Source organism: Acidilobus aceticus, assembly GCF_055392325.1.
This window is the reverse complement of the sequence record NZ_AP042407.1, coordinates 463,912-476,302: the sequence shown is the minus strand read 5'-3', so window position 1 is coordinate 476,302 and position 12,391 is coordinate 463,912. Positions and strand designations below refer to the sequence as shown.

At 52.9% G+C, this 12,391-nt stretch carries 10 protein-coding genes and 1 tRNA gene; 1 reads left to right on the top strand and 10 read right to left on the bottom strand.

The genetic code is table 11. The annotated features are described in order from the left end of the window. Positions 1–25 precede the first annotated feature (25 nt). Positions 26–1,339, bottom strand: a complete 1,314-nt coding sequence (tuf, locus tag ACZ5OO_RS02540; protein WP_148217186.1) for a translation elongation factor EF-1 subunit alpha — start codon at positions 1,337–1,339, stop codon at positions 26–28. A gap of 91 nt (positions 1,340–1,430) precedes the next feature. Beyond that, on the bottom strand, positions 1,431–2,042 hold the full coding sequence (locus ACZ5OO_RS02535) for a 30S ribosomal protein S7 (protein WP_013267099.1): 612 nt from the start codon (positions 2,040–2,042) through the stop codon (positions 1,431–1,433). A gap of 126 nt (positions 2,043–2,168) precedes the next feature. Between ACZ5OO_RS02535 and ACZ5OO_RS02530 the strand changes: the two genes are divergently transcribed. Next, positions 2,169–2,660 (top strand): bifunctional nuclease family protein, encoded by a 492-nt coding sequence (locus ACZ5OO_RS02530; RefSeq protein ID WP_013267098.1) that lies wholly within the window; start codon positions 2,169–2,171, stop codon positions 2,658–2,660. Between the two features lie 230 nt (positions 2,661–2,890). Here the strand turns inward: ACZ5OO_RS02530 and ACZ5OO_RS02525 are convergent, their stop codons facing one another. The 8 genes from ACZ5OO_RS02525 to ACZ5OO_RS02490 all read right to left on the bottom strand — a co-directional run bounded on the left by ACZ5OO_RS02525 (position 2,891) and on the right by ACZ5OO_RS02490 (position 12,262). Further along, complete coding sequence (locus ACZ5OO_RS02525; protein ID WP_013267097.1) at positions 2,891–3,328, bottom strand: 30S ribosomal protein S12; 438 nt, start codon at positions 3,326–3,328, stop codon at positions 2,891–2,893. 52 nt (positions 3,329–3,380) lie between these two features. Next, positions 3,381–3,833, bottom strand: a complete 453-nt coding sequence (locus tag ACZ5OO_RS02520; protein WP_013267096.1) for a NusA-like transcription termination signal-binding factor — start codon at positions 3,831–3,833, stop codon at positions 3,381–3,383. A 22-nt stretch (positions 3,834–3,855) separates the two neighbouring features. Beyond that, positions 3,856–4,170, bottom strand: coding sequence for a 50S ribosomal protein L30e (locus tag ACZ5OO_RS02515; RefSeq protein ID WP_013267095.1), 315 nt, complete (start codon positions 4,168–4,170; stop codon positions 3,856–3,858). 10 nt (positions 4,171–4,180) lie between these two features. Beyond that, the gene (gene rpoA2, locus ACZ5OO_RS02510) at positions 4,181–5,440 is read right to left on the bottom strand and encodes a DNA-directed RNA polymerase subunit A'' (RefSeq protein WP_052296733.1); all 1,260 of its coding nucleotides are present in this window, start codon (positions 5,438–5,440) and stop codon (positions 4,181–4,183) included. A gap of 77 nt (positions 5,441–5,517) precedes the next feature. Beyond that, positions 5,518–8,187, bottom strand: coding sequence for a DNA-directed RNA polymerase subunit A' (rpoA1, locus tag ACZ5OO_RS02505; RefSeq protein WP_013267093.1), 2,670 nt, complete (start codon positions 8,185–8,187; stop codon positions 5,518–5,520). A gap of 11 nt (positions 8,188–8,198) precedes the next feature. After that, positions 8,199–11,729 carry a DNA-directed RNA polymerase subunit B gene (locus ACZ5OO_RS02500; protein WP_048813021.1) on the bottom strand — a complete coding sequence of 1,177 codons (3,531 nt, stop codon included), beginning with the start codon at positions 11,727–11,729 and terminating at the stop codon, positions 8,199–8,201. Positions 11,730–11,742: 13 nt separating this feature from the next. Beyond that, positions 11,743–11,994: a DNA-directed RNA polymerase subunit H gene (locus tag ACZ5OO_RS02495; protein ID WP_048812859.1), complete on the bottom strand. Its 252-nt coding sequence runs from the start codon at positions 11,992–11,994 to the stop codon at positions 11,743–11,745. A gap of 164 nt (positions 11,995–12,158) precedes the next feature. Beyond that, a tRNA-Lys gene (locus ACZ5OO_RS02490) sits at positions 12,159–12,262 on the bottom strand. Positions 12,263–12,391 lie beyond the last annotated feature (129 nt).

Sequence of the window (12,391 nt, the reverse complement as noted above, 5' to 3'; positions counted from 1 at the left end):
TGAGGCACCGCTTGAGCCGTTAGCTTCACTTCTTAACCTCTATCTTGGCAGGCTTTATATCTGTAACTATTCCGATGCCTATGGTCCTACCCATATCTCTCATAGCGAAGCGGCCGAGCTGTGGGAATTCACCGAACTTCTCGATGACCAGCGGCTTTATTGGCTTGAACTTAACTATGGCGGTGTCACCAGCCTTTATGAACTGTGGGTTCTGCTCTATCGGGTTTCCAGTCCTTGGGTCTAGCTTAGCGACTATCTCGGTTATCCTGCAGGCCACCGAAGCCGTGTGGACGTGAATCACTGGAGTGTAGCCAACTGCTATAGCGCTTGGGTGCCAGACCACCACTACCCTTGCCGTGAACTCCTCAGCCACGGTGGGTGGGTTGTCAGTCTTGCCTATCACGTCACCTCTCTTGACCTGGTTCTTCTCAACGCCCCTCAGCGCAACTCCCACGTTGTCTCCAGGCTCCGCCTGCTGCAGGTCCTGGTAGTGCATCTGTATGCTCTTGACGTCGGCCACTACGCCCTCAGGCATCACTATTACCTTGTCTCCTGGCTTGAGCACGCCCGTCTCAACCCTGCCCGTCACTACGGTGCCTGCGCCGGGGATGCTTAGCACGCTCTGCACTGGCAGCCTCAGAGGCTTGTCAACGGGCTTTGGTGGAACCTTTAAGTTATCGAGGGCCTCCACGAGCGTTGGTCCCTTGTACCACGGCATGTTGGGGCTTCTCTCTATTAGGTTCTCGCCAGTCCACGCACTGACAGGCACGAACGGTATGGCGTCAACGTTGTAGCCAAGCCCCTTCAGGAACTTCTTCATGGTATTTACTATCTCCTCGTACCTCTGCTGGCTGTAGTTGACGTCAGGGGCATCCATCTTGTTTACGACTACTATCAGCTGTTCGATGCCCAAGGTCTTGGCCAGGAGGGCGTGCTCCCTGGTCTGGCCCTCTGCGCTCATTCCCGCCTCAAACTCTCCCTTTCTCGATGAGATCACCAGCAGCGCTGCGTCCGCCTGGCTGGCGCCGGTTATCATGTTCTTCACGAAGTCCCTGTGGCCTGGGGCGTCGATAATTGTGAAGTAGTACTTCTTAGTCTCGAACTTCATGAAGGAGAGGTCTATTGTTATACCCCTCTCCCTCTCCTCCTTCATCTTATCCAGCAGCCAGGCAAACTTGAACGACTCCTTTCCAGCGGCCTTGGCCTGCTCCTCAAGCTGCTGCATTATCTTGGGGTCTATGACCCCAAGCCTGTAAAGCAGGCTACCGGTGAGCGTGCTCTTACCGTGATCTATGTGCCCTATCACGACTAGGTTAAGGTGTGGCTTCTCGGGCACTATGGTTCACCTCTTCATTCCGCCTGCAATTAGTGAAGTGTGAGGGATTTAAAAATGCAGCTGAAGGTCTTGATGTGGAACGAAGGAGAGGAGTTTACCTTGAGCTGAGGGCTATCCTCTCTATCTCCTCCTTCTGCTTTATGGCGTAGCTTGAGGGGTCTCCCTTCGACGCAGCTATTATTTCAGCGGCTAGGCACTCCTCTATAGTCTTGGAGGACCCAAAGGCGCAAAGCCTGGCCCCCTCAGCCATGAACCTGAGGGCCAGGTCCACCCTCCTCTGGGCTGAGACGTCCACTGAGACCCTATAGACTATTCCACCGTACATTATCCTCGTGGTCTCCTCCCTCGGCGCGGCATTCTCTATAGCACGGACAAGCACCTGAATGGGGTTCTCCCCCGTCTCCAGGTTTATGATTTCAAAGGCAGCCTTAACTATGTTGTAGGCCAGAGCCTTCTTGCCGCCGTTCCTGCCCGGCTGCATCAGCCTGTTTATGAGCCTTTCTACTATGGGCACCTCAGCCTTGCCAAACCTCCTGTGCTCGTGCCTCCCTCCTGTGTGGGGGAGCACGACGGGCCTTAGGCTTATGTACTTTTTGAGGCTTGGATCCCTTACCTCAACTCCCTCCCAGCTCCACTTGCCGAAGAGCCTTATTGCACCTAGATTGCCCACCTCAGAGAGCTCTGGGAGCTTCACCTGCTCTGCCATGGCTGCACCCCTTACACCTTTACGGCTGTAGTTTTTAAGCGAACTTCAAGACTATAAATGCTTGTCAAGTCAGTGAAGATGGACTTAAGAGCCTTAGAGGCTAGTAGTGTAAGGGGCGCTTAAGCATTGCCAGAGGACGAGCTGCTAAAAGTCAAGTACGTCCAACCATTCTACAAGCTTCTGCGGGACGTCAACAGCGGAGCCGGGGCCTACGTGGTGGGACTCTCGTTGCTGCTTGAGAATGACGAGGAGTTTACGATGGTTAACATACCCATGGATGTAGCTGAAGCTATAAAGCTCATAAATGACAGTGACGTGCCGCCCAGGAGACAGAGTATATACACTTTCCTATCGTCCCACGAGGACTTTAAGGAGATGCTGAGAAAGACCTTAAAGAGAGTCGTAATAGATGAATTTGAGGTTGACACCGGAGTTTACACAGCAACAGTGGAATTCGAGGACGGAGGCATAAGCATAAGCGTTAAAATGATACCCAGCCATGCAGTATATCTAGCACTTATAAGTGATAAACCCATATTTGTTAGTAAAAAGCTTGTCGATATGGAAAAGTGGTGGAGCAGCGAGAGTGGTGAGGGCGAGGAAGGGGATCAGCCTTAGCTGTCTGCGCGTTAGCCCTTAGTGCGGCGCTCTCCTTCTATACGAGTGAAAACCGTAAACATAGGCTAATAAGAGCTCTAGCCAAGGGGACTAGGTTAACGCGTGAACTAAAGAGTGCCAGGCCACATTATATAAAAGGCCATGAACTTAGATGGCGACCATATAATTAACTTATATCATAGATAATCTTAGAACCATAAACCATAAGGCAGTTAAGAAGCGGCGACTGCTCATCTCTTAACCTTCTGCTTCTTACCTTTCCACAGAGCGTCCAGGGAAACTCCGTTAACAGCTATTACCTTATACTTCACTCCAGGTATGTCGCCCATAGCCCTGCCCTTAGGGCCTCCTATACCCTCAATTATAACTTCGTCATGCTCGTCTATATATAGTATGCCTCCGTCCTTAGGCACGAATGCCGTCACTACCTTCTTGTTCTTGACCAGCTGAACCCTAACGCACTTACGCAGCGCGGCGTTGGGCTGCCTTGAGGGTATACCTACCTTCTCAAGCACTATTCCTCTAGCCATGGGTGAGCCCTCGAGCGGATCATACTTTTCCTTGAGCTTCAGCATCCTTATCTTGAACTCGCTCTTGGCCCACTTGAACTTGAGCCTGCTCTTCCTGAGCTTGCGCGCCGCGAACAGCCCATTCGGCCCCTCTGGCATTCCGTTAATCCCCTCACTCTGCTCCAGGCATGAATTTAAAAACTTCCATCAGTTACCTGATGACCACCTTGTCCACATTAAAGAGCTTGGTCAGAATTATCCTTGCTCTCTTGACGTTTCTGCCGTCCCTTCCGATGGCCTTGCCTTTCTCGTCATCCTTAACCTTAACGTAAACAACCTTGCCATCGTTCTTATCAACTACGTCCACCTTAAGTACCGTTACACCGGGAAAGAGGTTTCTAACCATTGATTCGAGATCCGCAGAATACTCGACAACTTCAACGTTCTTGTTCAATATTCTAGACAAGGTCTTCACGTTTCTTCCATCCTTTCCTATGGCTTTCCCTATGTCATTCTTATCGACTAAATAGAATATCCTGTTGCCCTCGGCGTCCTCTATCGCCCTGTAAACCATGGCCCCTGTGATATCCTGAAAGAGCGATATGAAGCGCAGTTCCTCAAGTCCTATCCTGTCTCCCTTAGAGTTAGCGTCGGACTGCGCCACCCCAACCTCCCCTTACCTGCCTTTACCTGCCCTCTGAGAGAACGTCAAGGATCCTCGAGTCGCCAGGGTTTAGAACTGCTATTACTGAGACCTTGAATGGCTTTCCTATGAGTGAGCCCAGGTCCGCTGACGTTCCCTTGTAGACGTACAATGGAACACCATTTATATTGGCCAAGGACTCTATATTCTTTCTGACGTCTGGCGGAGCGTTATCAGCAACTATGATGCCTTTAGCCTGATTCTTAAGAAGCAGCTTCAGCGCCCTGCGAGCTCCTAAGCTTAGCTTCCCGCTCTTGGCCGCCGCCTTAAGTTCCCTCTCAAACAGCGCCTCTGACACCTAGGTCACCTCACTCCTGCCCTGTCTTACTTGGCTCTTCCTGCTGGCTTACCTTAGGTTGCAGAGATTTAAGAGCGTTGATGCCTACCGATAACATCACTATGCCGGTGCCAACCCTGGGAGGTAGCCCTGCCACTATGCTCTCCGTGACGCCGCTGAACTTCTCCTCCTCGCCTTTGACCGCCGCGTTATAAAGCTGGTTAACCGTCACTTCAAATGCTGCGCGAGCTATGACGCTGGGCTTCTCACCTACAACTCCCAACCTGCCTATCTGCCTTATCTTGCCTGTCCACGTCATTATGTCGGCCACTAGCATGACGTGCCTGATGTCAACGTCTAGGCCTGAGCTCTGCAGCACGTCCATTATTTCTTTTATTATAGAGTTCCTGGCGGCCTCAATGCCTAAAACATCCGCTATTTCGTATATGTTGTTAGTCTCCACTCTTGTGGCGTCCACTCCGTCCACCCTCATGACTTCGGCTAAGTTGCTGCCCTCGGCTATTATGACGTACTCATGCTTACCAGTCTTTTCATCTGTATGCTCCTGTATTATTGTCCTTTTGATGCCTTTTATCCCTCTCACGTAGCCCTTCTTTATCTTTGATACTATCTCAGAGTAACTACGAAGGTCATAAAGCGCGTCGTCAGGTAACACGCTCTCGCTGACATTAAGCACTACTGTATACTCATCTTCGCCCTTGCCCACGTCGCCCAGTTTAAGCCGCTCGAAGGCCTCCATTATCTCGTCTTCGGTGAGCCCCCTGTCGGTTACCATGTCTGGATCTAACTTAACTATGAAGGTCCTGTCGCCCAATGTGTAGCTTATTTCATCAACTATGTTGCCTATCGTGGTATACTCTATCTCCCTCGCTATCTTACGCGCCATCTCCAGGTTGTCAGCATACTTTTCTTCAAGGTAAATCTTCATCATAGGTGTCGAGGGCTCGTGCCTGGCGTCAACTATCTCTATGAGCCTTGGAAGTCCTAAGGTAACGTCGAACTCCATGAGGCCCGCATAGTGGAAGGTTCTCAGCGTCATCTGAGTTCCTGGCTCCCCTATGGACTGGGCTGTTACCACGCCGACAGCTTCACCTGGCTGAACCATTGACGAGATATAGGCTCTCACGGCATCCTCTATAACCTTAATCTTTTGTTCGGCGCTCAGCTCCTGGCTCTCGACCACTTTGCTGTAGAGCTCATCATATAAGCTTGGAGGCAGCAGCGACTTAGCAGCGTCAAGCTTTCTCTTAAGCGTCTCTCCAAGCTCCATCTCGGAGGCCTCCGCTTCCTTCTTGGTCTTCCTAGACCTCACCCTTCTCCCCTCGTCCGATGTTCTCTTGGCCACCTTCATGCACCCCCTTGCTTAACCTTTTCAATAAGCCTGTCCACATTTACTGCCTTGCCATGATAGGTCTTCTGTGGATCCACGCCGTCCTCGCCGTATCTGAACTGAATTATATTATCCTGCGAGTCCCTCACGGTGCCGTCATATGCAACGTGGAGGTCCTGCAGGGCGTTTATCAGCCTCCTCTGCATATAGCCGCTCTGTGAGGTCTTCAGCGCTGTGTCCACCAGGCCCTCCCTGCCGCCTGCCGCGTGGAAGAACACCTCGTGTGGTTTCAGCCCGTCCCTGAAGTTGCTAACAACGAAGCCCCTCGCCTCTGGCGAGAGGTCGCCTGGCCTGAAGTGCGGCAGCGTGCGGGTCCTGAAGCCCCTTACTATTCTTCTCCCTCTCACCGTCTGCTGGCCCAGCATAGCGGCCATCTGTGTTATGTTAATGTCACTTCCCCTGGCCCCTGTCCTGGCCATTATGAAGGCGTTGTTGAATGGGTTCATATAGCCTATAGCTGTCTTACCAGCGTCGTCCCTCAGCTTCTGGAGCCTCTGGATTATCTTGAGCTCCAGGCTCTCCTCGAGGGTCCTGCCAGGTATTATCTCAAGAGTTCCGTTCCTATACTGCTCTATTAACTTCATGACGTCCTCCTTAGCCTCCTCGGTCATCTTAGCTATCTTGTCTCTGGCCTCCTTAGGTATCTCTATGTCGCTTATCGATATGCTGAAGCCCCTGAGCTCCAGCATTCTTATGAACATCCTATACATGGTGTCAAGCAACTGCCTTGCGGCTGCGTTGCCATACTCCAACGCTATGTAGTGGAGCACGCTCTCCGGCTGCTCAGCACCTATGGTGTTCTTGTCGAACACGCCCTCCAGGAGCCTCCCTCTCCTTATCACTACATATGAGTCGAAGAAGCAGTCTTCTCCGTCACACTTGAGGTCCCCAGCGTTTATCTTCGCCCGGCCGCTGAAGTTGAAGTCGCTTGGCAGGAAGAGGCTGACCAGCTGCTTGCCAGTCCACAGAGGCCTTGGCTTAAGTATTGCTGGCTCCGGCAGCTCGCCGCTGTAACTCGCCGCTGCTAACAGCCTGCCCACGGCTTCTCTATCAAACAATGTAGTTTTAACGGTGAGCAGATACGCGCCGCTTATGTAGTCCTGCCTTCCGCCTATTATAGGCCCGCCGTATCTCGGGGTCAGTATGTGGTTCTCCACCAGCAGCAGGTTCAAGGCCTCCGCGCGGGCCTCCTCGAGCCTTGGCACGTGCAGGTTCATCTCGTCACCGTCAAAGTCGGCGTTGTAAGGCGCGCACACCAGTAGGTTGAGCCTAAACGTCCTACCGGGCATAACCCTTACCTTATGACCCATTATTGACATCCTGTGAAGGCTGGGCTGCCTGTTGAAGAGCACTATGTCGCCATCTATCAGGTGCCTTTCAACAATATCACCTACCTCGAGGCTCTCCGCTAACTGCCTCAGGTTGCGCTGGTACCTCAGGTCCAGCTTAACCCCCTCCCTCTTCTTGTACACTATGGTGGCGCCTGGCCACTGGTAGGGGCCGTTCAGGACGTACTTCCTGGCCTCCTCTATGTTGAACTTCGTAACTACCATAGGCACTGTCAGTATCTTTGCTACCTCTATTGGGACGCCTACCTCGTTAATACTTATCAGTGGGTCTGGAGATATCACAGTCCTTGAAGAGAAGTTAACCCTCTTGCCGTTTAAGTTGCCCCTCAGCCTGCCCTCCTTGCCCTTGAGCCTCTGTGCCAACGTCTTGAGCTGTTTTCTGCCCCTGTGCGAGAGCTGGTAGATGTTCGGCAGTTCGTTGTCTATATATGCCGCTATCACGTTCTGAAGCGCCTGCCAGGCCTCCTCTATCATCGACTCCGGAGCGCTGGATGAGATGAAGTTCTTGAGCCTCTCGTTCTGTCTAACTATCTCCGCAAGCGCGTGAGTCAGGTCGTCCTCAGCCCTTGAACCGCTCTCCATAGTTATTGAGGGCCTCACCGAGAGCGGTGGCACGGGCAGCACAGTGAGGACGGCCCACTCGGGCCTGGCCGACTTGGGGTCCCAGCCCAACAGCTCCACATCATCATCTGGTATTTTCTCCAGCCTCTCCCTGACGTCGCTTGGCGTTAGCCTTACCTCGCCCTCAGGTCTAACCTCATAGAAGTTATACGGTTTGATGAACTTTATCTTGTACTGCTTGGCGCCGCAGTGCGGGCACTCGGTGGCAGAGGACGCCTCCTTTATCACCTCCTCTACAAATATGTCAGCGAGCAGTGGCCACTTCTCCCTGAGCCTCCTATATATGCCTAGCATGTACGCCGCCTTCTGGGGCGGGATAAGTATCCTTCCGCAGCTCCTGCACGTTGACTGCAGCAGCTGGTAGATCTTGTCTCCAAGGTGCGGGAGCACCACAGGCCTGGCAAGGTCTATTTTACCGAAGTGCCCAGGGCAGTCCTGCCTAGTGTTGCCGCAGACGGGGCACCTCTCACCAGGCTCTATAGCGCCGAAGTGCGGGTCCCTGAGCCCTCCCATTACTGGGGAGCCGTCAACCTCGTATATCTCTGGTCTTATCACAGTTACCTTGGCCATCTCCCTGATCTCGCGAGGGCTCAGGAGGCTGAACCTTATGCCGCTAATTGTGTACCTCTCGCGCTCCTCGCCCGGGCTGTACGACATGGCCTGTCACCTCACGAAGAGCTTCCATTGCCGTTACTCTTGTCATTGTTACCCTGGTTTCCATTAGTGGCGGCGCTTAGCTTAGACATGCCAGCCTGCGAGATCCTGTCCAGGAGCGAGATCCTGTCAGAGACTTCAATCCTGGGCTTAATTCCCATGCTCATGATCTCCTGCAGGAACAGCTTAAACGCGTAAGGCACCTTCACGGGCTTTATGTCACCGTTCTCACCGTGTATCGGGCACTCATATACGTTCTTCCTGCTGTTGTACCAAGCTACGTGACCGCACAGCGTGCAGACATACATTGTGTAGGCGTCGCTGCCGTCGAGCATCCTGTCCCTTAGCAGCATGGTTGCTCCGTGACCTACGAGGCAGTCCCTCTCCATCTCTCCGAACCTTAGACCTCCCTGCCTGGCCTTGCCCTCTGTAGGCTGCCTTGTGAGGAGCTGCACCTTACCTGTAGCCCTGGCGTGCATCTTGTCGGCTACCATGTGGTACAGCCTCTGATAGAAGACTACACCTATGGAAATCGGCGTCTCAAGCAGCTGGCCTGTACGGCCGTCATACATAACTTCTGTTCCGTCAGGGCTGTAACCATGTTTAATTAGTATGATCTTATACTGATCAACGTCATCCTTATAGAACGGTGTGCCATCAACATACCTAGCTTCCATGGCTGCAGCCTTACCCGTTATGAGCTCAAGTATCTGTCCCACGGTCATACGTGAAGGTATTCCGTGCGGGTTAATTATAATGTCAGGGACTATGCCGTCTTCGGTGTAAGGCATGTCGTACTTGGGGTAAAGCATGCCAACGACTCCCTTCTGTCCATGTCTGCTTGCGAACTTATCGCCAAGTTCAGGTATCCTCAGGTCCCTGACCTTTACCTTCACCAGCAGGTTCCTGTCGGTGGTCTGAGTTATGAGCACTGTATCTACTACGCCGTGCTCCCCATACCTCAGCTGCACGCTCGTGTCCCTCTTGGTTAAGGTTCCTAAGCTCATAACGCGCTCCTCGCCGAGGAACCTTGGCGGGCTCTCCCTGCCTACAAGCACGTCTCCGCCATCAACCTCAACCTCAGGCTCTATGATTCCATCTGGACCTAGCTTGGTGTAATACTGATCTCCCTTATGATCATAAAGCTTTGGTGAGGGGACAGTTATGGTGTCCTTAAGGCCACCAGCATAGGTGTTTTCCATGACTGTATATACCCTAAAGAAGTGAGCCCTTCCAAGGCCATAATCGACGCTTGTCTTATTCATTATTATTGCGTCCTCCATGTTGTAGCCCATGTAGGGCATTATTGCAACAATGAAGTTCTGCCCCGAGGGCCTATCATTATAGCCTATCTCCTCAAGCGACCTCGTCTGAACTATAGGCTTCTGCGGGTAGTGAAGCAGGTAGGCGTGGCTGTCCATGCGGTACTGGTAGTTCAGCGCATAAAGGCCTAGGGCCTGCTTTGCCATGGCCGCCTGGTAGGTGTTCCTCGGGCTCTGGTTGTGCTCCAAGAACGGGGTTATTGACGTGACCACGCTGAATATGCCTGGCGTCCACATCTCCAGGTGGGTGTGCTCAGGGGTCACCTCCTCGGGGGACTCGGCAACATAGGCGTTCTCCTCCTCGTCAGGGTCCAGGAACTCTATAACGCCGTTTCTCACCAGGTCCCAGAAGGACATCTCGCCGCGCTTAACCTTCTCGACCATCTCTTTCGTCAGCTTTGGCTTGCCGTTCTCGACAACTATGACGGGCCTCATCAACCTACCTTCATCGGTGTTTATGTAAACCTCCTTGATGCCGCCCTGCTCTATGTAGGCGACGCTCACCTCATAGCTTAAGCTTCCTGACCTCCTCATAGCTATAAGCTTCCTGCGCAGCTCCGCGCCGTCCTGAACGTAGCCTATGGGCTTACCGTTGAGGAACACCTTGGCCATGTTAGTGTACTTCTCTATGGCTTCAGGCTCACCGCTTGCTATCTCCTTAATTGCATCGTCCAGAGGTATCAAGTCCATGCTCATTAGTATGTTCTTCACGTGCTGCTCGTTAACGCCAACCGATATGTAGGCCGTCATGGCCAAATTCTTGACCAGGCCACAGTTTATGCCCTCCGGCGTCTCGAACGGGCAAAGCCTTCCCCAGTGAGTTCCATGCAGGTCCCTGGCCTCAAAGTTCGACTCCCCTCTGCTCAGCGGTGATATGACCCTCCTCAGGTGGCTGAGCAGGCTCATCCAGTTGGTCCTGTCAAGCGCCTGGCTCACTCCAGTCCTGTTGCCGGTCCAGTTGCCTGTCGCCAGGGCAGCCCTCACCCTCTCAGTTATGATATCAGGCCTCACCAGGCTTCTCAGGTCCCTCACCTTCCTGTGCTGGCTTATGTACTCCTCGAGCTCGCTTGCTATCAGGGTCGCAAGCTGTTGGAATGCGTCCCTAAAGATCTCTGCTATGAGATCACCCGCGAGCCTTAGGCGCTTGTTAGCCAGGTGATCCTTGTCATCCTCCTGCCTCTTGCCTAAGTAAAGCTGCAGGACCCTGTTCGCCATCTCACCGAGGAAGTATGCCTTAGCGAGCCTGTCGGCGGGCGTCAGACCTATGTGGGGTAAGAACTGGGTGTCTATGAACTCCTCCGCGCGCTGTATCCTTATCTCCCTGGGCTGCCCAGTCGCTATCCTGTTGCCAAGGAACTCCAGGGCATCCTCCTTAGTCCTTATGGCAGCGCTAACCTTCTCAAAGCTCGGCAGCAGCTCCCTCTGCACGTCGGGGTCTGGCGAAACTGCGGCCGCTATCTCCGCGTCCTTCTCAAGCCCGAGGGCCTTCATCATCACTATGAATGGTATTCTATAGTTAAGCCTGCTCATGCTTACCTCAAGGGATCCGTCGCTCATCCTGTCTACTATAACTTGCCTTCTCAGGCCAAGTATTGTTGAAACGGTCTTAGCGCTGTGCGTTATCTTTGCGGTGTTAGCCGTTGAGACCCCCACTATTATCCTGTTTACTGCCAGGTCCTCCTGAGCCACCACTACCCTCTCGCTGCCATTTATAATGAAGTAGCCTCCGGGATCGTTAGGGTCCTCGCCGGCCTCCAGGAGCTCCCTGTAGCTGGCCTTAGAGAGCGGGTCGATGACAGACTTAACCATTATGGGGAAGTCTCCCACCTTTACCTCGTCGCTGTAGACCTCGGTGCCATTTTCTACAAGCTTCATCTGAAGGAAGAGAGGAGCAGAGTACGTGAAGTTCCTGAGCCTTGCCTCTAGGGGCGTTACGTCCTTGCGTCTCAGGTTGCCGTCAGCTTCCTTTACCTGGGGCTCGCCTATGCGTATTTTCCCAAGCACTATCTTTATATCAGGACCTTCCTCTGGGGCTGCCTCCCTCCTCCTGCTGACCTGCTTATAAAGAGGCCTTATTTCCCCAAAGGAATCAACTATCTCTTGCATGCGCTCCGTCACAAAGGCATTATACGAGTCCAGGTGCTGTCTGGCAAGCCCTGTCTCGCGTATGTACTGCCTGAATACGATCCATAGGTCATCCTTGGTTAGTTGCTCAGACGTCATTAAGCTCACCCACTCAATAGGACACGACTACCCTATAAACTACGTGTTTCCCTGCAGTGGGCGAGTTGCGCTCTATTTCAACAATATCTCCTGGCTTGCCTCCCAGCAGCTTAATAATGGGGTCGTTGGCGCTGATCCTCGGAAGCTGCCATGGCTTAACGCCAAGCTTATTAAGCACTTCAACCGCCTCCTCTATGCTCAGTATACGATGCTTTGGCACAAGTACGTGATTAAGTATCCTTTCATCTGGTCTAGCAGATGGCAAACTACCTAGCACCCCTCCTACAGCCTCTGGTTGGACCCCGAGGTTATCTAGTTAACTGAAGCGCTAACGTCTCTCAGGAGATTTGCGCCTAACTATGGATCGTCCAATGAGGATAAGCCCTCGAACCGCTGCACAGTAGAACATGGAGGAGCCCTTCAGGGCTGTGGCGGGCCCGCCGGGATTCGAACCCGGGACTTCCGCCCGCGGCTGGGCGTCGCGGCCTACGGGTTAAAAGCCCGCCGCTCTATCCTGGCTGAGCTACGGGCCCACCAAAGCCCGTAGTCCCTAAGAAGTTTTTTAAATCTGATCAATTTCGTCAGCGATTCTAATGATGATATTGATGCTATACCTGATCATAGTAGAGTAGATAAATGCACGGCCTATGCATTGCAATTAG

Coding starts and splice junctions, on each gene's coding strand:
- ACZ5OO_RS02535 (WP_013267099.1), bottom strand. CDS start 2,042: ATGGCAGAGCAGGTGAAGCTCCCAGAGCTCTCTGAGGTGGGCAATCTA.
- ACZ5OO_RS02525 (WP_013267097.1), bottom strand. CDS start 3,328: ATGCCAGAGGGGCCGAATGGGCTGTTCGCGGCGCGCAAGCTCAGGAAG.
- rpoA2 (WP_052296733.1), bottom strand. CDS start 5,440: ATGGAGCTTGGAGAGACGCTTAAGAGAAAGCTTGACGCTGCTAAGTCG.
- rpoA1 (WP_013267093.1), bottom strand. CDS start 8,187: ATGTCGTACAGCCCGGGCGAGGAGCGCGAGAGGTACACAATTAGCGGC.
- ACZ5OO_RS02500 (WP_048813021.1), bottom strand. CDS start 11,729: ATGACGTCTGAGCAACTAACCAAGGATGACCTATGGATCGTATTCAGG.